The 21,515-nt window shown below is 56.7% G+C and carries 18 protein-coding genes; 5 read left to right on the plus strand and 13 right to left on the minus strand.

The window, feature by feature from the left end; translation table 11 throughout:
* Positions 1-93 precede the first annotated feature (93 nt).
* Together AC0T7J_RS06955 and AC0T7J_RS06960 are read right to left on the minus strand one after the other, a co-directional pair.
* Positions 94-1,074 carry a nickel/cobalt transporter gene (locus tag AC0T7J_RS06955; RefSeq protein ID WP_473793052.1) on the minus strand — a complete coding sequence of 327 codons (981 nt, stop codon included), beginning with the start codon at positions 1,072-1,074 and terminating at the stop codon, positions 94-96.
* The gene (locus AC0T7J_RS06960; RefSeq protein ID WP_473793053.1) at positions 1,065-1,691 is read right to left on the minus strand and encodes a DUF1007 family protein; all 627 of its coding nucleotides are present in this window, start codon (positions 1,689-1,691) and stop codon (positions 1,065-1,067) included. Before AC0T7J_RS06960 ends, AC0T7J_RS06955 begins: the two co-directional genes overlap by 10 nt.
* Positions 1,692-1,846: 155 nt before the next feature.
* On the opposite strand from AC0T7J_RS06960, the gene csiE reads away from it, so the two are divergent.
* Positions 1,847-3,115: a stationary phase inducible protein CsiE gene (csiE, locus tag AC0T7J_RS06965; protein WP_031592496.1), complete on the plus strand. Its 1,269-nt coding sequence runs from the start codon at positions 1,847-1,849 to the stop codon at positions 3,113-3,115.
* Here csiE and AC0T7J_RS06970 read toward each other — a convergent pair.
* Together AC0T7J_RS06970 and glyA are read right to left on the minus strand one after the other, a co-directional pair.
* The gene (locus tag AC0T7J_RS06970; protein ID WP_473793056.1) at positions 3,097-4,245 is read right to left on the minus strand and encodes a 3-phenylpropionate MFS transporter; all 1,149 of its coding nucleotides are present in this window, start codon (positions 4,243-4,245) and stop codon (positions 3,097-3,099) included. The genes csiE and AC0T7J_RS06970 overlap by 19 nt on opposite strands.
* A 441-nt stretch (positions 4,246-4,686) precedes the next feature.
* Entirely contained in the window at positions 4,687-5,940 is a 1,254-nt protein-coding gene (gene glyA, locus AC0T7J_RS06975) for a serine hydroxymethyltransferase (protein WP_473793058.1), read from the minus strand.
* 327 nt (positions 5,941-6,267) lie between these two features.
* Here glyA and hmpA point away from each other — a divergent pair, with 327 nt between their 5' ends.
* Positions 6,268-7,452, plus strand: a complete 1,185-nt coding sequence (hmpA, locus tag AC0T7J_RS06980; protein WP_473793060.1) for an NO-inducible flavohemoprotein — start codon at positions 6,268-6,270, stop codon at positions 7,450-7,452.
* 295 nt (positions 7,453-7,747) lie between these two features.
* Here hmpA and glnB read toward each other — a convergent pair whose 3' ends face one another.
* The 5 genes from glnB to purL all read right to left on the minus strand — a co-directional run bounded on the left by glnB (position 7,748) and on the right by purL (position 16,171).
* Complete coding sequence (gene glnB, locus AC0T7J_RS06985) at positions 7,748-8,086, minus strand: nitrogen regulatory protein P-II (protein ID WP_003848647.1); 339 nt, start codon at positions 8,084-8,086, stop codon at positions 7,748-7,750.
* Between the two features lie 184 nt (positions 8,087-8,270).
* Positions 8,271-9,605 (minus strand): two-component system response regulator GlrR, encoded by a 1,335-nt coding sequence (glrR, locus tag AC0T7J_RS06990; RefSeq protein WP_061063753.1) that lies wholly within the window; start codon positions 9,603-9,605, stop codon positions 8,271-8,273.
* Positions 9,605-10,273, minus strand: coding sequence for a two-component system QseEF-associated lipoprotein QseG (qseG, locus tag AC0T7J_RS06995; RefSeq protein WP_473793063.1), 669 nt, complete (start codon positions 10,271-10,273; stop codon positions 9,605-9,607). Before qseG ends, glrR begins: the two co-directional genes overlap by 1 nt.
* A gap of 3 nt (positions 10,274-10,276) precedes the next feature.
* Positions 10,277-11,704, minus strand: coding sequence for a sensor histidine kinase (locus AC0T7J_RS07000; RefSeq protein WP_473793065.1), 1,428 nt, complete (start codon positions 11,702-11,704; stop codon positions 10,277-10,279).
* Between the two features lie 579 nt (positions 11,705-12,283).
* A complete protein-coding gene (gene purL / locus AC0T7J_RS07005; RefSeq protein ID WP_473793067.1) occupies positions 12,284-16,171 on the minus strand; it encodes a phosphoribosylformylglycinamidine synthase in 3,888 nt (1,295 codons plus the stop codon).
* A gap of 267 nt (positions 16,172-16,438) precedes the next feature.
* Here purL and mltF point away from each other — a divergent pair, with 267 nt between their 5' ends.
* A complete protein-coding gene (gene mltF, locus AC0T7J_RS07010) occupies positions 16,439-17,896 on the plus strand; it encodes a membrane-bound lytic murein transglycosylase MltF (protein WP_473793068.1) in 1,458 nt (485 codons plus the stop codon).
* On the opposite strand, the gene tadA is transcribed toward mltF, so the two are convergent.
* On the minus strand, positions 17,893-18,384 hold the full coding sequence (gene tadA / locus AC0T7J_RS07015) for a tRNA adenosine(34) deaminase TadA (RefSeq protein WP_473793070.1): 492 nt from the start codon (positions 18,382-18,384) through the stop codon (positions 17,893-17,895). The genes mltF and tadA overlap by 4 nt on opposite strands.
* Positions 18,385-18,447: 63 nt before the next feature.
* Positions 18,448-19,086 carry a phosphatidylglycerophosphatase C gene (yfhb, locus tag AC0T7J_RS07020; RefSeq protein ID WP_473793072.1) on the minus strand — a complete coding sequence of 213 codons (639 nt, stop codon included), beginning with the start codon at positions 19,084-19,086 and terminating at the stop codon, positions 18,448-18,450.
* Positions 19,087-19,240: 154 nt separating this feature from the next.
* On the opposite strand from yfhb, the gene AC0T7J_RS07025 reads away from it, so the two are divergent.
* Positions 19,241-20,080 carry a MurR/RpiR family transcriptional regulator gene (locus tag AC0T7J_RS07025; protein ID WP_010257643.1) on the plus strand — a complete coding sequence of 280 codons (840 nt, stop codon included), beginning with the start codon at positions 19,241-19,243 and terminating at the stop codon, positions 20,078-20,080.
* Between the two features lie 55 nt (positions 20,081-20,135).
* Positions 20,136-20,384, plus strand: a complete 249-nt coding sequence (locus AC0T7J_RS07030) for a YfhL family 4Fe-4S dicluster ferredoxin (RefSeq protein WP_473793073.1) — start codon at positions 20,136-20,138, stop codon at positions 20,382-20,384.
* Here the strand turns inward: AC0T7J_RS07030 and acpS are convergent.
* Positions 20,381-20,761: a holo-ACP synthase gene (acpS, locus tag AC0T7J_RS07035; protein ID WP_473793075.1), complete on the minus strand. Its 381-nt coding sequence runs from the start codon at positions 20,759-20,761 to the stop codon at positions 20,381-20,383. The two genes, AC0T7J_RS07030 and acpS, sit on opposite strands and share 4 nt — an antisense overlap.
* Positions 20,761-21,492, minus strand: coding sequence for a pyridoxine 5'-phosphate synthase (gene pdxJ, locus AC0T7J_RS07040; protein ID WP_010257647.1), 732 nt, complete (start codon positions 21,490-21,492; stop codon positions 20,761-20,763). The genes acpS and pdxJ overlap by 1 nt, the downstream gene beginning before the upstream one ends.
* Between the last annotated feature and the right edge of the window lie 23 nt (positions 21,493-21,515).

Raw genomic sequence — 21,515 nt, forward strand, 5'->3', positions numbered from 1 at the left:
AAACTACCCAGAGAAAAAAATAAAGAGATGAATTCAGAGATAATTAACGAAGAAAGGATCACAGCGGAAATTTTATTCCCGCTGTGCTTTTACTCAGAAAGGTCGAATTCCGCCACCCAACGTCATCTGCGCTGACTGCCATAATGCGATACCCGCCACGATTAAAATCAGGCTGCCGGCTAAGGCCAGCGCGGGGAGCAGCAGTCGCGTCATGCCTGCGGCAACGCCAGGCTGTGCAAGCCGTTGCGCCACGGTGCGGGCCTGCTGGACCAGCAGGCCAATCGCCGAAATGGTCAGTGCCGTGCCCAGCGCCATCACCGCAGCAGAGAGAATACCCCAGCCATAGACGCCAATCACTTTGGCAAACAGCAGCATCATAATCGCGCCAGAGCAGGGACGTAATCCCATCGACACCACCACCAGCAGTTGGGTTTTAACGCTAAGGTTGCCGCTCATCTGCTGCGGTGTCGGTAGATGCGCGTGGCCGCATCCACACTGATCATCATGCTGATGGTGAGGTTTGAAGGCGCGAAATACCGGTGCCGGACGTGGACGCAATGCCCGCCACAGCGAACGCAGCGCCCGATAACCAATCATCACGCCCAGCCCGATCACCAGCAGATAACTGCCCTTCTCCAGCCAGAAACTACTGAGATGCAGCTGGCGCGACGAGGTTTTCAGCAGCACCAGCATCACTGTTACCAGGATAATCGCCACCGAGCCCTGTAGCAGTGAGGCGAGTAACGTCAGCCTGATACTGGTTTTCACTCTGGTGGGATGGGTCGCCAGAAAGGTCGCGATCACCACTTTGCCATGGCCCGGCCCCAGCGCGTGCAGTACGCCATACATCAGGCTGAAGATCACCAGCGAAATGCCTGCCTGGTGGGGTTGCTCTGCAACCTGTTGTAACAGCTGAGTCATCTGACGATGCAGATCTTTCTGCCACAACACGCTCTGCAGCAGAATCTGCGACCAGTAGAGCCAGACCAGCAACGCGCCACTAAAGAGCACGCCCGCCATCAGCCACAGTGGCCAGAGACGGGAAGCCCGTAAAGGTGTGGAGATCACTGACATGTCAGTACCACCGTCTGCGCAAACTGGCGGCCTAAATCCATCTCCTCTGCAGGCGCGTCGGCTTTATCCAGCGACAGCGCATACTGCTTCAGCGAATCATTGGGCTTTGGCGTATTCAGCGCGAACTTGCAGCGCGCCTGCAGCGCCGGCGGCAGCGTTAGCGCACCGGGATTGTCATAGAACATATCGACGAAATAGGTGGGATCAAAAGTCAGGATCTCAAAGCGCTGCCCGGTCAGCTTCGGGGGTTCCGCCAGCGGCAGAATAAATTCCAGCACCGCTTTATGGCCGTTACGTGACAGATTGTATTCGGTTGGCAGATTCAAAAACTTTACCCGCTGTTGGTTGTGCCAGATTTCAGAAAAATAGTGCTGGCCCAGCACGTTCGCCATCACGCCTGCCGCCAGTTTCTTCCACACCACGCTGCCTGGCTTCGCCTCGCCCGCGTCATAAAGCAGATCGGCGGAGGTAATCTCATCCATGGTCCAGGTCATCTTTAATCCGGTAAAGGTGTCATCCTGCGCCACCAGTTCGGTTTTCATATCGATGAAGCTGTGAGGATGTGCCATTACAGCCGGACTTAATACCATCAACAGGGCAAAGAGTGTGCGTTTCATAATGTTATAAAGTAACGTTCCCGATGAAAAGAATCTATAAGTAACAAAATTTTGTGACCCGCCTTAAACCTCCGGCAAATAAACCGCGTAAACCGCGCAGGCGCTGACGGGGTTGACTATTCTTAGCTCAAAATAGCCTGCTGGAAATCTGATTGATGAGTTCTGCTACCCCTTTGGCACCACTCTTCACCCGCTCACAGCGTCAGTGCCATCTTTTATTACTGCTGTTTCTGCCGACACCCGTGCTTACGCTTGAAAAAGTCTGCCAGCTGAATGGCGTCGATCCTGCGGTTGCCCGACAGGATATCGCGGATGTGGGCCTTGAGATACAGCGATATCACCAGCTGGAATTGCATCAGATGGTGGATGGCAGCTTTCGTCTTCATGGCAGAGAGTTGGATCGGCGCCTCTGTCTGCTGCACAACCTGCGACGCAGTTTGCGTTTATCGCAGGATTTCGTCTGCGAGCATTTTGCCGCTCCCCTGCGTCAGCGCCTGAAGGTAATGAAGATTGAGAAAGCGCTCTGGGATGAGACCAATTTACAGGCGCTGATCCAGCACTGTAGCCTGCGTCTGAAGCGCGATTTCAGCGAACGCGACCGGCTCTTTCTGCAGATTTTCATGAAGTATGGCTTGTGCCAGCGCCAGCCGGTGCTGTTCAGTGAGGCGCAGTGTCACTGGCTGCAGCAGAAGGCTGAGCGGCAGGCCGCCGAGGATGTGATTCACCACTGGCGCAAACGCTGCCACCTTGCGCCGCCCGTCAGTGAAACCGACTTCTGGACACTGCTGTTCAGCCAGATACATACGCCTGTCGTGGATGCGATTGCCCATCCTGCTGAGCAGCAGTTAATGGCTGCCACGCAGCAGTTGATTAATGACTTTGAACGGTGTGCCGACATCACTTTTGCTGATCGCGACGAGCTGCTTAACCAGCTCTATCCTCATCTGGCACAGGCGCTGGATCGTACCCACTTCACTATCGGCATCGACAACAGCGTGGCGCTGGATGTCAGCCGCCTTTATCCCCGCCTGTTGCGCACCACTCAGCAGGCGCTACAGGCGTTTGAGCAGCAATACGGGATTGCGTTCAGCCCGGAAGAGGTGAGCTTAATCACCGTTATTTTTGGTGCCTGGCTGATGCAGGAGAATGCGTTGCAGGAGAAGCAGGTGCTGATTCTGACGGGTGACGATACCGATCTGGAGCAGGATGTGGAGCAGCAGATCAGGGAGATCACGCTGCTGCCGATCAATATTACCTATCAGGACGTGAAACAGTTTCAGCGGGATGGCGCGCCGCGGGATGTGGACATCATCATTTCGCCCTACCCTACCTCGCTCCCGCTCTTCTCTCCGCCACTGGTGCATGCGGAACTGCCGCTAACGCTGCACCATCAGCAGCGAATTCGTTATTTACTGGAGTCGTAGCCGGGACGCAGAAACAGCGCGGGCAGTGCCACCAGCGCCATCACCCAGAACAGATGCCCCTGCAGATGAGCGAACAGCACGCCGCAGATCATGGTCATTATCGCAATGCCACCCCCCATTGCCAGCGCGGAATAGAGTGACTGCAGACGGATCACTTCCGCTCCCTGACGCGCCGCGATAAAGCGCATCGCCGCCAGATGACAGACGGTGAAGCTGCCACAGTGAAGAATTTGCGCCACAATCAGCAACGGCAGCGCGGTAGTGGCCCCCATCAGACTCCAGCGGATCAACGCACAAATGCCCGAAAGCAGCAGCAGATCGCGTGCGCTCCAGCGCCTGAACAACCGGTTGCTCAGGGCAAACACGACGATCTCGGCCACCACGCCCAGCGACCAGAGATAACCCACCGTGGAGGCGGAATAGCCACTCTCCTGCCACCAGATAGCACTGAAGCCGTAATAGGCGGCGTGCGCACCCTGCAGCAGCGTCACGCAGAGCATAAATCGCCATACTGCATTCTCACGCAGCAATGCACGCCACACCTGCCAGCCGCCGCCCGCCGCGCCCTGCCGTTCATTACCCTGTGGCTGGGAGGCGGGTGTCAGCATCATACCTGCCAGCATAGAGATGACGCCGACGGAAAGCAGCAGCAAAATGGCGTTTGAAGAGTAAGCACTGACCAGCACGCCGGTTAATGCCGAGCTGATCACAAAGGCCAGCGATCCCCACAGCCTGACCGGCCCGTACGCCAGCCCAATCTGCTGTGTCCAGGTAGCAGCCAGCGCATCGCTGAGCGGGACCAACGGTGAGAAAAAGAGGTTAAAGCCGATCATGACCGTCAGCAGCCACATCCACTGCTCACCCACCCAAAAACCAGCAGCGAACAGGCAGGTCATCAGCGCCAGCAAACGCAGCGCCGTAATCAACCGTGAAGGATTTTTGACCTGAGAAGCGATAAGCAGACTGCCGACAAAGCGTGCCACCATGCCACAGCCGAGCAGCAGGCCAATCTTTTCAGCATCAAGACCAGTGCCTTTCAGCCACACGCCCCAGAATGGCAGATAGATGCCGTAACAGAAGAAGTAAGTGAAGTAGCCCAATCCGAGCCATCTGGCGGAGCCGATTGCCATATTCCCTCCAGCAAGAGTGCTGCCTGGCAGCATAAGTGGGCGCTACTCTGGCAGAGCGCCGCAGGACAGGCAATAAAAAAGGATGGCTGATGCCATCCTTTCAGAACACTAACCAATCCAAATCAGAGCGCCTCTTGCCGCTACATCTGAATTTCACGCGCAGGAAACACGGTCAGAGGAGGAAAGCGTCCCGCGCCATGGACAAAAACGCCGGGAGCGTTTTTGAACAACGCAACGCGTTGGCCCGGTTACGGGCGCACCTCAGGGATGAGGTGCGTAATCGCGCGGGCCGAGCGGCCAGGGATTGGCTTTAGCGACTTTCCGATCTGACCGCGTTTCCTGAGCAACTCCGGTATCACAGCTAACACGCACTCGTTTTTTAACAATAAAAAAGGATGGCTGATGCCATCCTTTTTATGCTGTCTCACAACAGGTTAACGATTAAGCGTAGACCGGCAGACGGCTGCAGATTTCCAGCACTTTCTTTTTGGTGCGCTCAATGGTCGCTTCGTCATTGATGTTATCCAGCACATCTGCGATCCAGCCAGCCAGCTCACGAACGTCCGCTTCGTTGAAGCCACGACGGGTAACAGCTGGCGTACCGATACGGATACCGGAAGTCACAAACGGGCTTTTCGGATCGTCAGGCACGCTGTTTTTGTTAACTGTGATGTTGGCACGGCCCAGCGCCGCATCCGCTTCTTTACCGGTCAGGTTTTTGCTTACCAGATCGATCAGGAACAGATGGTTATACGTGCCGCCAGAAACGATGTCATAGCCACGCTCAATCAGCACCTCAACCATCGCTTTGGCGTTTTTTGCCACCTGCTGCTGGTAAGTTTTGAATTCCGGCTCCATCGCCTCTTTGAACGCAACCGCTTTACCAGCGATAACGTGCATCAGAGGACCGCCCTGACCGCCAGGGAAGACAGCAGAGTTCAGTTTCTTATAGAAATCTTCGTCGCCGTTTTTCGCCAGAATGATACCACCGCGCGGACCCGCCAGGGTTTTGTGGGTGGTGGAGGTCACGATGTGCGCATGTGGGATAGGGCTTGGGTAAACGTCTGCAGCAATCAGGCCGGCAACGTGTGCCATGTCCACAAACAGCCATGCACCTACGCTATCTGCGATTTCACGCATTTTCGCCCAGTCGCAAACGCCGGAGTAAGCTGAGAATCCGCCAACGATCATTTTTGGCTTGTGGGTTTTCGCCAGTTCAGCCAGTTCGTCGTAGTCAATTTTACCGGTCTCATCGATACCGTAAGCCACGACGTTATAGAGTTTGCCCGACAGGTTAACCGGTGAGCCGTGAGTCAGGTGCCCACCGTGCGCCAGGTTCATCCCCAGGATGGTATCGCCCGGCTGCAGCAGCGCGGTGTAAACCGCGAAGTTAGCCTGTGAACCGGAGTGTGGCTGCACGTTAGCGTAATCGGCACCAAACAGTTCTTTTGCGCGATCGATGGCCAGCTGCTCAACGATATCAACGTACTCACAGCCGCCGTAGTAGCGTTTGCCCGGATACCCTTCAGCGTATTTATTGGTGAGCTGAGAACCTTGTGCCTGCATAACACGCGGGCTGGTGTAGTTTTCAGAAGCAATCAGTTCAATGTGCTCTTCCTGACGCACTGTCTCCTGCTCCATCGCCTGCCACAACTCGGCATCGTAATCGGCAATGTTCATATCACGCTTTAACATCCGGATCTCCTGACTCAGCTAACTTTCTGACGGTATTTATCCCCCTTCAGGGGCGAAGGCCCACAGTGTAAACCGTTTTAACAGGTGAAGGTAGGGTGAACCTCCTCTTTTTACGCAAACGATTGGCTGGCTAGTGGCAGGGCTTTTTTACACCTTTTTACCCTGTTCGGACGCCACGATTTTTCTTCAGGATGTGACGGCGGTTTCTCAGGATGCACCAAAAAGTTGCCACTCTGACAACCAGAAAATTTATCGGGTTATTTACACCACTGGCGAGAGGGCTATAAGATGCATTTTAAATACAACTTTAAATGAGAGGCCGTTTTTATGCTTGATGCACACACTATCGCCACGGTTAAATCGACCCTGCCTGCCATCGCCGCCTGTGGTCCTGCGCTTACCGCACACTTCTATGACCGCATGCTGTCGCACCATCCTGAACTCAAAAATGTTTTCAATATGAACAACCAGCGCAATGGCGATCAGCGTGAAGCGCTGTTCAACGCCATCTGCGCCTATGGCGCGAATCTGGAGAACCTGGCCGTGCTGCTGCCTGCGGTGGAAAAGATTGCGCAGAAACATACCAGCCTGAACATTCAGCCTGCACAGTACGCCATCGTCGGTGAAAATCTGCTGGCAACCATTAAAGAACTGCTGAATCCAGGCGAAGAGGCGCTGGCAGCCTGGGGCCAGGCCTATGGCGTACTGGCGGATGTGTTCATTAATCGCGAAGAGGAGATTTATCAGGCGACGGAGCAGCAAACCGGTGGCTGGCGCGGCACTCGTGCGTTTCGCATCAGTGCTATTGAGCAACAGAGCGAGGTGATTAAAAGCTTTACCTTCAGTCCGGCAGATGGCGGCCCGGTAGCGGCCTTCAAACCGGGTCAGTATCTGACGGTGCATCTGCAGCCCGCCAGTTTCGAACATCACCAGATTCGTCAGTACTCGCTTACTCACCTCAGTAATGGCAAAGATTATCGGATTGCGGTGAAACGTGAAGCGCAGGGCACCGTCTCCGGCTGGCTGCATCAGAATGGCAAGGTGGGTGATGAGCTGATGCTGGCTGCACCACATGGCGACTTCTTCCTTGAGATCGATGCTGCAACCCCGGTGGCGCTGATTTCCGCGGGCGTGGGTCAGACGCCGATGCTGGCGATGCTGCATGCACTGGCGGCCCGTCAGCATCGCGCGCCGGTCAGTTGGCTGCACGCAGCAGAGAACGGCAAACAGCATGCATTTGGTCCGGAAGTGAGTGCCACGGGCGCGCAGCTCACCGATTTCGTCAGTCAGGTCTGGTATCGCGATCCCGCGGCTGAAGATGCCGGTCGCTATGACGCGCAGGGTCTGATGGATATCACCGCGATCTCCGCACGTCTCGCCTCACCCAACACCCACTTCTACCTCTGCGGTCCGCTGCCCTTTATGCAGCATGTAGTGGCGCAACTGCGCGATGCCAGCGTGGCAGACACACACATCCATTACGAACTCTTTGGCCCGCATAAAGGGATGTAATTGAGCAATAAAAAAAGCCCGCAGCGCGGGCTTAGATTACTGGCAAACCCGATCTAAATCTGACAGCAACGCATAAGCTCAAAGCTCAGGGAACACGGACAGAAGAGGAAAGCGTCCCGCGCCAGGGACGGCGCGGGCCGAGCAAGCCATGGATGGCGGATTTTGCGTCTTTCCGATCTGACCGTGTTCTCAGAGCTGGCTCGATCTCAAAGCTATTCGTCCCAGGCTCCCCAGGCATAAAAAAAGCCCGCAGCGCGGGCTTCTTTATGCTGATAAAGAGCTGATAAAGAGACAATCAGATCGCCTCTTCATCCTCTTCGCCAGTACGGATGCGCACTACGCGCGCCACGTCGAAGACAAAGATTTTACCGTCACCGATTTTGCCGGTCTGCGCAGTGCGCATAATGGTCTCGACGCAGGTATCAACGATATCGTCGCCCACCACCATCTCGATTTTCACCTTAGGCAAAAAGTCGACCATATACTCTGCGCCGCGGTAAAGCTCGGTGTGCCCTTTCTGGCGGCCAAAACCCTTCACTTCACTCACGGTCATCCCGGTGATGCCGACTTCCGCTAAGGCTTCACGGACATCATCGAGTTTGAATGGTTTGATAATCGCATCAATCTTTTTCATGTCAGACCCTTTTTCACTCCCTCCATGGTCAGAGGGTTTATCAAGTATAAATGTTGCTGGCGCTGTCGGGCGGTAATATCCGGGATTCTTCAGGTTGCCGCAAGCGCTGTCAGATTATGCTGACCGCACCCATTTGGATTCGGGCCTGAGCAGGCAACCTGCCGGTATCACTCCGCAGCTTCCGCTACTCTTTGAAATCACTGGCATCCAGCTCATGACGAGACAGCAGCTTATAGAACTCCGTGCGGTTGCGTCCAGCCAGACGTGCGGCATTGGTCACATTGCCTTTAGTCATCTGCAACAGCTTACGCAGATAGTTCAGCTCAAACTGATTGCGCGCCTCTGCAAAGGTCGGCAAAGCGCTGTTCTCACCGCTCAACGCCTGCTCCACCAGCGCATCGCTGATGACCGGCGATGAGCTCAGCGCCACACACTGCTCAATCACGTTAACCAGCTGGCGCACATTGCCCGGCCAGCTGGCCGCCATCAACCGCTTCATCGCATCAACGGAAAAACTGCGGATCTGCGGTTTATGCCGTTCCGCCGCCTGACGCAGCAGATGATTAGCCAGCAGCGGAATATCTTCAGTGCGCTGATGCAACGCCGGAATCTTCAGGTTCACCACATTAAGACGATAGAAGAGATCCTCGCGAAACTCTTTTTTCTCCATCGCCTTGGGCAGATCGCGATGCGTGGCTGAAATGATGCGCACGTCGATCTCAATATCATGATCGCTGCCCAGCGGCCTGACCTTACGCTCCTGCAATACCCGCAGTAACTTGACCTGAAGCGGCTGCGGCATGTCGCCAATCTCATCCAGGAACAGCGTGCCACCACCTGCAGTTTTAAACAGACCGTCCCGGGCACTGACTGCGCCGGTAAAGGCCCCTTTGGCATGCCCGAACAGCTCTGACTCCAGTAACTGCTCCGGCAGTGCGCCACAGTTAATGGCGACAAAGGGCTTGCCGTTTCGCGGGCTGGCGGCGTGAATCGCCTGGGCCAGCATCTCTTTACCGGTACCGCTCTGACCATTAATCAGCACGCTGACGTCCGACTGCGCCACCATGTGCGCCTGCTCCAGCAGCTTGAGCATCAGCGGGCTGCGGGTAACGATCGCTTCACGCCAGCGGTCATCGCTGACTGGCGCCTGCTGAGCCAGTGCTTCATCGATCGCTTTGTAAAGCGCATCTTTGTCCACCGGTTTGGTCAGGAAGCTGAAGACGCCCTGCTGCGTGGCGGAAACCGCGTCCGGAATTGAGCCGTGCGCCGTCAGGATAATCACTGGCAGACCGGTGTGGCGTTTCTGGATCTCGCCAAACAGCGCCAGACCATCCATCTCATCCATCCGCAGATCGCTGATCACCAGCTCGATTTTTTCTTTCTGCAGCAGACGCAACGCTTCGGGGCCGCTGGCCGCGGTAGTGACCTGGTAACCTTCGCTGCGAAGACGCATGCCCAGCAGCTTCAGCAGGCTGGGATCGTCATCCACCAGCAGCAGTTTTGCCGCTTGTCTGACCATTATTGCTCCTCATCCTGCGGCAGCGCAGTGCCGTGGCCGCTGTCAGAAACATCCGGGGCTTTCCGCGATGAAAGCTGACGCTCAATGTCAGTAAGTCGCTCCAGCTTATGCTGCGTGTCGCTGAGTTGCTGCTGCTGTTTAACCATCTGCTGGCGTATCGCCTCCAGTTGGGTATCGCTGCTCTGTTGCAGATGGACATAACGGGTGCGCGCTTCACTCAGATCAAGCTGCGCGGCCTGATTACTGCGCCACAACTGGATCAGCGGACGCACCGACTGCGGGAAATCGCTGCTGTAACGATCCAGGGTTTCAACATAGCGACGACGCTCCACTGGCGTCACGTTGCCGTTCGACATCAGCACACCCTGCTTGAAAGCGCGCGACCAGCTCTCAACCGGCCAGCGGTGGGCTTCGGCTCGGGCCTCGGCGGGGGAAAGGCGTTCAGCGCAATCGATCGCCCGCATCCAGTAGAGAGGATTACTGAGTGCCGCACTATTCTCTATCGTCCACAGGTCACTGCAGCGGGTCGCCAGGTAATCAGCCACGCTGACCTCGGGTTCTGCCACCTGATGGCCTGACGGCAGGGATGAGGTGGCCGGGGAGGTCGTACATCCGCTGAGCAGCAGCGTGGTCAGTGTGCTCAACAGCAAAGCGGGTAAATATTTCATCAGTCAGACATTCCCGGCTGTGGTGTTCAGTTCAATTCGAAAACAGACGTCAGCCTGCTCGCAGGAGACCAGCGTCAGGTCGCCATGCATCCGGCGCAGGCAATCTTTGGCAATACTCAATCCCAGCCCGCTGCCTTTCACCGGCCCTTTGCGCTGCTGGCTACCCTGGAAAAAAGGTTCGAATATCATTGCCTGCTCTTCCGGCGGGATCGGCGTACCGCTGTTCGCGACATCAATCCAGACCCGATCGCCCTGCTGCTGACTGCGCAGCCAGATGGTACCGGATTCGCTGCCGTAGTTCACGGCGTTCGAATAGAGATTATCGATGACCCGCATCAGTAACATCGGTTCGGCAAGGCAGTGACTGATCTCCAGATTGACAACCGTCTGCATGAGTTTGGCGCGGGCAGAGAGTGCATGTGCATTCATCACCCCCGCCACAATTTCCGCCACGCTGACCGGTTCCAGCTGGATCGGGCCATCGGCCAGTTTGCGGTTGTAATCAAGCAGCTGTTCAATCAGCCGCTGCAGATGACGGCTGCTGCCGTCGAGGATAGTGACCACCTCTTTTTGATCGGCGTTCAGCGACCCGGCTACCTCGTCCGCCAGCAGTTCGGTGCCTTCACGCAGGCTGGCCAGCGGCGTTTTCAGTTCGTGAGAAAGATGGCGCAGGAATTCATGGCGCTGCGATTCCAGCCACTGAAGCCGTTCGCTGAGCCAGACGATGCGCTGTCCCAGCGAGCGTAACTCGCGCGGGCCGCGAAATGTCACGCTGTTACCCAGTTCCCGGCCTTCGCCAAGCCGGTTGATCATCCGCTCAATGCGCTTGACCGGCCCGATAATCATGCCGGTAAACAGCGTCATCAACGCCAGACTGATAATGAACAGAATCAGCGCCTGCCAGCCAAAAAACTGGCCGCGATCGGCAATCTCACGCTGCAGCTGAAGGCCGCGCGAAAACACCACTTCGCGCGTGTCCTGCACCATCTGCGCATTGGTGGCAGAAAAGCGATCCAGCGCCTCTGCGGCAGGCGTAACCGGATTGCCGTTATCGCATTTTAACGGTGTCAGCAGCGGCAACGTCGCCTGTAAAGTCTGGAATGCGGGCAGCTCGGGCAGGCTGGCGCTGTGCGAACTCAGCATCTGGCTGTAGCGGGTGTGCTGGGTCTGATAAAGGCGCGCCAGCGAGGCATCATCCAGCACGCAGTACTGGCGATAGCTGCGCTCCAGCTCAACGGCCGTTCGCGCCATCGCCTCACTTCTGCGAACGTCGGTGAAGGTATTGCGGTTGGTATCCGCTGCCTGTTCGCTTAATGCAGAGAGACTTTCCCACGCCTGCCAGGCCAGTACCAGCAACGGCAGCAGCACCAGTACAAACGCCATCAGCACCAGCTGACGCAGAGAACGGGGAAATAAACGCCATTTTTTCACGCAGCCGCTTCCTTAAGATTAGCTGTCTGGATGCTAACGGACTCTGTCAGCGGAAGAAAGGTGTCGGCGGAATAAAGGGGAACAAAAGAAAACGGCAGGCTCAATGGCCTGCCGCTGGCACGACGCGTAATGCATCGCGTAAAAATGGGTGGAGCCTTACTCAACGTTACGTCCGGTGTTTGATAACGCAAGCGATTATCGGTCAGTTGGACGGCAGGCTCCGTTTGGTGCGTCATTCGGGCTTTATGAGCTCTTATCCGCTAAGCGGGGCAATCATAAACAGGTGAATGAGCAGCTGCATGAGTATAGCAAGTTCCATGCCAGAAAATAAATTATTATATTTTTCAGCAGATTGAATAAGCTTACCGGACAGCTGTGGCGCAAAATCTGATTACAGTAAGTGAAAACTGTCTCCGCAGAGCGACATGAAATCGCGCCTGATAAGCGTTCATTTAAAATCAACGAGATAGATGTCGCCAAAAAGAGACAGTGCGACCTGCTCATTGTCGCCATTTGCCAACAGAGCCACAAAAAAGAGCAGGAGGCACACTGGCCTCCTGCTCTTTTCAGCGGATTAAATTAACCCAGCTGTTTACGCGCATTGCGGAAAATACGCATCCACGGGCTGTCTTCGCCCCACTCTGCCGGATGCCAGGAGTTGCTGACGGTGCGGAACACCCGCTCCGGATGCGGCATCATGATAGTGACGCGACCACTTTCATTGGTCACGGCAGTGATGCCGTTTGGTGAGCCATTCGGGTTAGCCGGATAGGTTTCTGTCACCTTGCCGAAGTTATCGACAAAGCGCAGTGCCACCAGCCCTTTCGACTCCAGCGCCGCCAGATGCGAAGCATCACGCACTTCAACAAAGCCTTCACCGTGCGAAACGGCGATTGGCATACGCGAACCGGCCATGCCGTCCAGCAACAGCGAGGGACTGGCGGCCACTTCTACCAGACTGAAGCGCGCTTCAAAGCGCTCAGACTGGTTACGCACAAAGCGTGGCCAGAGATCGCTGCCTGGGATCAGTTCACGCAGATTAGACATCATCTGGCAACCGTTGCAGACGCCCAGTGCCAGGGTTTGCGGACGGTGGAAGAAGGTTTCGAACTCGTCACGCACGCGCGGATTAAACAGAATCGATTTCGCCCAGCCCTCTCCGGCACCCAGCACATCGCCGTAAGAGAAGCCGCCACAGGCGACCAGCGCCTGGAACTCTTCCAGACCGCGACGTCCGGCCAGCAGATCGCTCATGTGAACGTCAATGGCGGTGAAGCCTGCCCGATCAAAGGCAGCGGCCATCTCTACATGGGAGTTCACACCCTGCTCACGCAGCACCGCCACCCTTGGACGTGCGCCCGTGGCGATCATCGGGGCAGCAACATCTTCCTGCGGATTAAAGGTCAGATTAACGTTCAGGCCAGGATCGCTGTCGTTTTTCTTCGCTTCATGTTCCTGATCGGCACACGCCGGGTTGTCGCGCAGTCGCTGCATCTGCCAGGTGGTTTCCGCCCACCAGGTACGTAACGTGTTGCGGCTTTCACTGTAGACCGCGCTGTCACCAGAACGGATCACAAAGCGATCGCCCGGCTGCGCGCTGCCCAGCAGATGTGTCGAGCCGGCAAGGCCGTGATCCGCCAGGATCTGCTCAACCACGGCGCGATCGGCGGCGTTGATCTGAATCACCGCGCCCAGCTCCTCGGTAAACAGGGCGGCCAGTGCATCGTTACCCAGCGAGGCGATGTCAACGTCAACACCGCAGTGACCGGCAAAGGCCATCTCGGCCAGCGTCACCAGCAGACCACCGTCGGAGCGATCGTGGTAAGCCAGCAGTTTCTGCTCAGCCACCAGCGCCTGGATGGCATTGAAGAAGCCCGCCAGCTGAGCGGCATCGCGCACGTCGGCAGGTTTGTCGCCAAGCTGACGATAAACCTGTGACAGCGCGGTTGCGCCCAGCGTATTCGCGCCGTTGCCCAGATCGATCAGCAGCAGCAGGTTATCCTGATCGGCCTGCAGCTGTGGCGTGACGGTGCGGCGGACATCTTCAACGCGGGCAAAAGCGGTAATCACCAGCGACAGCGGTGAGGTCATTTCGCGCTGTTCGCTGCCTTCCTGCCAGCGTGTTTTCATCGACATCGAATCTTTACCGACCGGGATGGTGATCCCCAGCGCCGGGCAAAGCTCCTCGCCGACCGCTTTCACCGCCGCATATAAACCGGCATCTTCACCCGGATGACCGGCGGCAGACATCCAGTTTGCGGAAAGCTTCACACGCTTCAGCGAACCAATGTGGGTAGCTGCCAGGTTGGTCAGGGCTTCACCGACCGCCAGACGACCCGACGCTGCGAAGTCCAGCAGCGCAACCGGTGAACGTTCGCCCAGGGCAAACGCTTCGCCGTGATAGCTGTCGAGGCTGGCGGTCGTCACCGCACAGTTGGCAACCGGGATCTGCCACGGTCCCACCATCTGGTCGCGCGCCACCATGCCGGTCACGCTGCGGTCACCGATAGTAATCAGGAAGGTTTTTTCCGCCACGGCAGGCAGATGCAGCACGCGGTTCACCGCATCGACCAGCGTAATGCCGTCACGCTGCAGGGCAGTGCCCTGTGTCTGCTGCGTCACCACATCGCGCGTCATCTTCGGCGTTTTGCCCAGCAGGACATCAAGTGGCATGTCGATCGGCTTATTACCGAAATGACTATCTTCCAGGCTCAGGTGCAGCTCTTCGGTGGCTTCACCAATCACCGCGAACGGTGCGCGTTCGCGCTGGCAGATCGCCTCAAACTGCGCCAGCTGATCGGGCGCGACGGCCATCACATAACGTTCCTGTGACTCGTTACACCACACTTCAAGCGGACTCATGCCTGGCTCATCACTCAGGATGTCACGCAGGTTAAACCGGCCGCCACGACCGCCATCGCTGACCAGCTCCGGCATCGCATTGGAGAGGCCGCCCGCGCCCACGTCGTGGATAAACAGAATCGGGTTCTCATCGCCCAGCTGCCAGCAGCGGTCAATCACTTCCTGACAACGGCGCTCCATCTCCGGGTTGTCACGCTGTACCGAGGCAAAGTCGAGATCGGCATCAGACTGGCCCGAGGCCATCGATGACGCCGCGCCGCCGCCAAGGCCGATGTTCATTGCCGGACCGCCCAGCACCACCAGCTTCGCGCCTACGGTGATTTCACCTTTCTGCACGTGATCGGCACGGATATTCCCGATGCCGCCCGCCAGCATAATCGGCTTATGGTAGCCACGCAGCTCAGTGCCGTTGTGGCTGGTGACCTGCTCTTCATAGGTACGGAAGTAACCATTCAGAGCCGGACGACCAAATTCATTGTTAAATGCAGCGCCGCCCAGCGGGCCATCGGTCATAATTTCCAGCGCGCTGACGATGCGGGCCGGTTTGCCGAAGTCCTCTTCCCACGGCTGTTCAAAGCCTGGGATACGCAGGTTCGAAACGGAGAAACCGACAAGGCCCGCTTTTGGCTTCGAACCCCTTCCGGTTGCGCCTTCATCACGGATTTCACCACCGGAACCGGTCGCAGCACCAGGCCACGGCGAGATGGCCGTTGGGTGATTATGGGTTTCCACCTTCATCAGGATGTGTGCGGCTTCCTGATGCCAGCGGTATTCGCTCTCTCCGGCGTCAGCAAAGAAGCGGCCAACCTCTGAGCCTTCCATCACGGCGGCGTTATCTTTATAAGCAGAGAGCACGTAGTCCGGCGTCTGCTCCATGGTGTTTTTGATCATCTTAAACAGCGACTTTGGCTGTTTCTCGCCGTCGATAATCCAGTCGGCGTTGAAGATCTTGTGACGACAGTGCTCAGAGTTCGCCTGCGCAAACATATAGAGTTCAATGTCATTGGGATTGCGGCCCAGTGCGGTAAACGCCGCCACCAGGTAGTCGATTTCATCGTCGGCCAGCGCCAGACCCAGGGAGATATTCGCCTGAACCAGCGCCTGACGGCCCTCACCCAGCAGATCGACACTTTTCACCGGCTGTGGCGTGTGATGCGCGAACAGCTGTTCAGCCTGCGCCAGATCGCCGAAGACCGTTTCCATCATCCGATCGTGCAGCAGTGTGCCCAGCGTTTGCCACTGCGCTTCCGTCAGTTGTGGGGCCTGCACATAAAAGGCCAGGCCGCGCTCCAGACGACGTACCTGCGGCAGGCCGCAGTTGTGGGCAATGTCAGTCGCTTTGGATGACCAGGGCGAAATGGTGCCGGGACGAGGCGTCACCAGCAGCAGACGACCCTGTGGGGCATGTTCAGCGAGAGAGGGACCATATTTCAGCAGGCGCTGCAGACGGCTCTGTTCGTCTGCGCTTAAGGGCGTGCTGACATCAGCAAAATGGATGTACTCAGCGTAAATATCACTCACCGGCAGATGAGCGTCCTGAAAGCGGGTCAGCAGTTTGTTTACACGAAATGCCGACAGGGCGGGCGAACCACGCAGAATTTCCATTAATAAATCTCTCGTCAGGGCGCCGGGCGACGCTTCATTGGGCGCAACAGGGAAAACGGGGCGTATTATAGAGAAAGCGACCTCGCGACGAAACCGTTTGCGCACAATTTTTGGCGACCCGGATTTGCCTGAATTTTGCGCAAAAGCTGCTATAAAAGTTGCTCAGCGTGATTTTGTTGCGCAAAATGCCCCTCGCTCTGGGAGTTCAAAGAAGACAAATACTGCCTTTAAAAGACAGAGGCCTTAGAGCCAGCGAGAGATAACTATTTGAAACGCCTAAAATTTAATTATCTGTTTATCGGTCTGGTTGCCGTGCTGTTAGCGTTAGCGCTATGGCCATCCATTCCCTGGTATGGGGGTGGGCAGGACCAGATATCACAGATTAAATCACGGGGAGTACTGCGTGTCAGTACCATCAATTCCCCGTTGACTTACTACACAGTGAACCAATCTCCGGCCGGTATGGATTACGAGCTGGCAAAACGCTTCGCCGATTATCTGGGCGTCAAACTCAAGGTGACAGTACGTCCCAACCTGAGCGATCTGTTTGACGATTTAGATGATGGCAAAGCCGATTTGCTGGCCGCGGGTCTGAACTATAACAGCGAACGCCTGACCCGCTATCAGACCGGTCCAGGCTACTACAACGTTTCGCAGCAGCTGGTCTATCGCGTGGATAAGCCGCGCCCTAAAAACCTCGGTGACTTAAAGGGGCGGCTGACGGTTGCGTCAGGATCGGCTTATCTGTCAACGCTGAAGAACGCGCGTTCTAATCAGTTCCCCGATCTGGACTGGGCGATCTCCACCGATCAAAGTCCTAAAGCCCTGCTGGAAGCGGTGGCAGACGGCAAGCTCGACTATACGATTGGCGACTCCGTGACCATCGCTCTGCTGCAGCGCATCTATCCGCAGCTGGCGGTGGCGTTTGACGTTACTGATGAAGAGCCGGTCACCTGGTATGTGCGGCACAGCGAAGACGACAGCCTGAATGCCGCGATGCTCGACTTCTTTAACGGTATGGGTGAAGAAGGGGCGATGGCGCGGCTGGAGGAGAAATATCTCGGCCACGTCGGCACCTTTGATTATGTCGATACCCGCACTTTCCTGCGCGCCATCGACAACACGCTGCCCGACATCAAACCGCTGTTTGAGAAGTACGCCACCAGCATTGACTGGCGACTACTGGCGGCGATCTCCTATCAGGAGTCGCACTGGAACCCGCAGGCCACCTCCCCTACCGGCGTGCGTGGCATGATGATGCTGACCCGAAACACCGCTGAGAGCCTGGATGTGGGCGACCGTACCGATCCCGAACAGAGCATTCGCGGCGGCAGTCAGTATCTGCAGGATATGATGGCGAAGGTGCCGCAGACCATCCCGGAAGATGAGCGCATCTGGTTTGCGCTGGCGGCCTATAACATGGGCTATGCCCATATGCTGGATGTCCGTAAACTCACAGCCCGTCAGGGCGGTAATCCGGACAGCTGGGCGGATGTAAAGCTGCGTCTGCCCATGCTGAGCCAGAAGCGTTACTACACGCAGACGGCTTATGGCTATGCCCGTGGGCATGAAGCCTATAACTATGTGGAAAATATCCGCAAGTATCAGATAAGCCTGGTGGGCTATTTGCAGGAGCAGGAAAAACGCCTGGCGCAGCAGGCGGAAGCCCAGGCCGAACTGGCGAAGGGCTATCCGGCGGTCGAACCGAAGATTGCGATGAATTAATCCTGACGTTGTGCCTGACGCAGCGCTTTTTTCTGCTCGCGACGCATACGGAAGAAGTCGCTCAGCATAGCGGCACACTCATCAGCCAGCACGCCGCTGTGTAATTCAACCTGATGATTCATACCGGGGTGCCCCAGCACATCGAGCAGCGATCCTGCCGCCCCACTTTTGATATCGTGCGCACCGTAGACCAGTCGGCTGATGCGGCTGTGAACCATGGCGCCGGCGCACATCACACACGGCTCCAGCGTCACGTAGAGCGTGGTGTCCAGCAGACGATAATTTTCCAGTACTTTACCGCCCTGCCGCAACGCCATAATTTCTGCATGCGCCGTCGGATCGTGCTGGCCGATGGGCCGGTTCCAGCCTTCACCGATCACCCGGTCATTCTGAACCAGCACCGCACCCACCGGCACTTCGCCCTGCTCCCACGCCCGGCGCGCCAGGTCAAGCGCATGGCGCATCCAGTATTCATCTTGTTGTTTCATGCTGACCACTCCGGGCGACAGAAAAGCGGCGCATTATAGCGGTCTCACCGATCCTTTAGAAACTTATTCCAGCTGTTGCAGCTCACCAGCGGGTGTTACGCGCCAGCGATGCTGACAGAAAAACAGCAGTGGGTTGTCCTGTTTACTGTCGCTATAGCCGCTGTAGAGCTGTAGCGGCGTGCCGATTTTCTCTTCAAGCTGTGCCACTTTCTCATGGCCGAGGCAGCGCATTGCCAGTACCCGCCCGCCCCAGCCGCGCTGCATCTGACTGGCAATCAGCTTCACACGTGGCAAAAACGCGGAGTCGAAATAGACCTGCTCCACCAGCGATTGTGGCGATCCGGTAATGAGCCAGACGTCAGCATCGTCACTGCCGAGGTAATCCGTCAGGCGCTGCTGCACCACCGGAAAGGCTTTGACGCGCAGGCGGAACCACTGTGCAAATTCAGCTTCGAGTCGTAGCAGCGTCCGCTCAGAACGGCCAAAAGTAATCGACCAGAGCAGCAGGCTCATGGGCCAGCGTGCCGCCCGACCTTTAAACAGCAAGCCGATACCTACCACCGGCAGTAATGGCACCACCAGCAGCAGATTAAGCGGACGGCGACGCAGCAGATAGCGCATAAAAGTGCCGAACATATCCTGCTGGTGCAAAGTGCCATCCAGATCAAAAAATACGACGCGACGTTGTGTTCCCCTGGTCAAAAATCTCTCCTTCAGGCTGATTCTAAGACGATAAAGAGTAGTGTAGCCATCATCAGGCGGTACGGCGATGACTGTCATTTTTAATTCCGATGACTACAATGCCTGATGAATAGTTTATTCTTCACAGATTATCCCTGAATTACGAGGATTGGGCATGAGTTCATTGCTGCGCATTCGCCAGCTTTATCCACGTCTGGCATTGAACGAGCGTCGGCTGGCTGATTTTTTACTGTCGCAACCCGATCGGGCGCGCCACCTGAGTTCGCAAAAGCTGGCGGAAGAGTCTGGCGTCAGCCAGTCGAGCGTGGTGAAGTTTGCTCAGAAACTGGGATACAAAGGTTTTCCGGCGCTTAAGCTGGCCCTGAGTGAATCACTGGCGGACAAAGATGCCATTACCGTGCATAACCATATCCTCAGCGACGACCCCCTTAAAATGGTGGGTGAAAAGCTGCTGACGGAGAAACTCTCGGCGATCCGCGCCACGCTGGATATCAACAGCGAAGAGAAGCTCAACGATGTGTTGCAGCTGCTGAAAAATGCCCGGCGTATTTTACTGGTGGGCATCGGCGCTTCGGGTCTGGTGGCGAAGGACTTCTCCTGGAAACTGATGAAGATCGGTATTAATGCGGTGGCGGAGCAGGATATGCACGCCCTGCTGGCCAGCGTGCAGGCGATGGGGCCAGGCGATGTACTGCTCGCCATCTCTTACACTGGTGAACGACGGGAGATCAATCTGGCCGCGCAGGAGGCGGTTCAGGTGGGCGCCGATGTCGTGGCCTTTACCGGCTTTACGCCGAATACACTGCAACAGAGCGCCAGCTACTGTCTCTATACGGTGGCCGAAGAGCAGAGTACCCGCAGCGCGGCCATCTCCTCGACAACGGCGCAGCTGGCACTGACCGATCTGCTGTTTATGGCGCTGGTACAAAACGATCCGGAACGCGCGTCCAGTCATATCCGCCATAGCGAAGCGCTGGTGAAAAAGCTGGTCTGATCAGCGGCAGCGCGTATAATACCCGCGCTTTTTCTGTTGTTATCAGGTGGGTAAAATGGCGCTGTTGATTACGTCCAGATGCATTAACTGCGATATGTGTGAACCGGAGTGCCCGAACCAGGCTATTTCACTGGGCGATGCGATCTATGAGATTGATGTCAGCCGCTGCACGGAATGCGTCGGGCATTATGAGGTGCCAACCTGTCAGCAGGTATGCCCCATCGACAACACCATCATCATTGACCCACAGTACACCGAATCACGTGATGCACTGTGGGAGAAGTTCGTGCTGCTGTACGGCTAGCTTTCAATAATTACCGTGGCGCAGGCGTAGTGACGCTCATCAGCCAGCGTCACGTGAACGTGTTTGATGCCCAGCCTCTCCGCCACGTCAGCGGCATGCTGAAAGAAGCGTAATCCCGGTTTCCCCAGCGCATCGTTGTAAACTTCAAACTGATTAAATGCCAGACCACCGCGAATGCCGGTGCCAAAGGCTTTTGCTGCTGCCTCTTTTACCGCAAAGCGTTTAGAGAGAAAGCGCACCGGCTGCTTGTGCGCCTGATATTGCTGCCATTCCGCTTCACTCAGCACCCGCCGTGCCAGCCGGTCGCCGGAGCGCTCTATCACGCCGGCGATGCGTTCAATCTCAACGATGTCTGTCCCCAGTCCCAGAATAGCCATCAGCGGCGGGCTTCACGCAGCAGCTGTTTCATCTCTTTGACCGCATCCGGCAGGCCACTCATCACCGCACGGCCAATAATCGCATGGCCGATATTCAGCTCATGCATTTCCGGCAGCGCCGCAATCGGCAGCACGTTGTGGTAGGTCAGACCGTGACCAGCATTGACCTTCAGTCCCAGGCTGGCGGCAAAAGTCGCGGCGTGACGGATACGCGCCAGTTCAGCGTCACGCGCCAGTCCCTCTGGTGCCTCGGCGTAAGCGCCGGTATGGATTTCGATGTAAGGTGCGCCGCTGGCGACGGCCGCTTCAATCTGACGGTGATCGGCATCGATAAACAGCGAAACCAGAATGCCCGCGTCACTCAGCAGTCTTACGGCCGCGTTCATCTTCTCCTGCTGCCCTGCCACATCCAGCCCGCCTTCCGTGGTCACTTCCTGACGCTTTTCCGGCACCAGGCAGCAGAAATGGGGCTGGATATCACAGGCGATGCCGATCATCTCATCGGTGACCGCCATCTCCAGATTCATACGCGTCTGGATGGTATCACGCAGGATACGCACGTCGCGGTCAGTGATGTGACGGCGATCTTCACGCAGGTGCACGGTAATGCCGTCTGCGCCCGCCTGCTCGGCGATAAACGCCGCCTGCACCGGATCGGGATAGTTTGTCCCACGGGCGTTACGCACCGTGGCAATGTGATCGATATTGACGCCTAACAGCAACTCAGCCATGACCATCCTCACTTCTTTTTCAT

This window comes from Pantoea sp. E956-1 (assembly GCF_982223955.1).

Excerpts from the sequence above, each read along its gene's own strand:
- AC0T7J_RS06955 (WP_473793052.1), bottom strand. The coding sequence starts at position 1,074 with ATGTCAGTGATCTCCACACCTTTACGGGCTTCCCGTCTCTGGCCACTG.
- AC0T7J_RS06960 (WP_473793053.1), bottom strand. The coding sequence starts at position 1,691 with ATGAAACGCACACTCTTTGCCCTGTTGATGGTATTAAGTCCGGCTGTA.
- csiE (WP_031592496.1), top strand. The coding sequence starts at position 1,847 with ATGAGTTCTGCTACCCCTTTGGCACCACTCTTCACCCGCTCACAGCGT.
- AC0T7J_RS06970 (WP_473793056.1), bottom strand. The coding sequence starts at position 4,245 with ATGGCAATCGGCTCCGCCAGATGGCTCGGATTGGGCTACTTCACTTAC.
- glyA (WP_473793058.1), bottom strand. The coding sequence starts at position 5,940 with ATGTTAAAGCGTGATATGAACATTGCCGATTACGATGCCGAGTTGTGG.
- hmpA (WP_473793060.1), top strand. The coding sequence starts at position 6,268 with ATGCTTGATGCACACACTATCGCCACGGTTAAATCGACCCTGCCTGCC.
- glnB (WP_003848647.1), bottom strand. The coding sequence starts at position 8,086 with ATGAAAAAGATTGATGCGATTATCAAACCATTCAAACTCGATGATGTC.
- glrR (WP_061063753.1), bottom strand. The coding sequence starts at position 9,605 with ATGGTCAGACAAGCGGCAAAACTGCTGCTGGTGGATGACGATCCCAGC.
- qseG (WP_473793063.1), bottom strand. The coding sequence starts at position 10,273 with ATGAAATATTTACCCGCTTTGCTGTTGAGCACACTGACCACGCTGCTG.
- purL (WP_473793067.1), bottom strand. The coding sequence starts at position 16,171 with ATGGAAATTCTGCGTGGTTCGCCCGCCCTGTCGGCATTTCGTGTAAAC.
- tadA (WP_473793070.1), bottom strand. The coding sequence starts at position 18,384 with ATGAAACAACAAGATGAATACTGGATGCGCCATGCGCTTGACCTGGCG.
- AC0T7J_RS07025 (WP_010257643.1), top strand. The coding sequence starts at position 19,241 with ATGAGTTCATTGCTGCGCATTCGCCAGCTTTATCCACGTCTGGCATTG.
- AC0T7J_RS07030 (WP_473793073.1), top strand. The coding sequence starts at position 20,136 with ATGGCGCTGTTGATTACGTCCAGATGCATTAACTGCGATATGTGTGAA.
- acpS (WP_473793075.1), bottom strand. The coding sequence starts at position 20,761 with ATGGCTATTCTGGGACTGGGGACAGACATCGTTGAGATTGAACGCATC.
- pdxJ (WP_010257647.1), bottom strand. The coding sequence starts at position 21,492 with ATGGCTGAGTTGCTGTTAGGCGTCAATATCGATCACATTGCCACGGTG.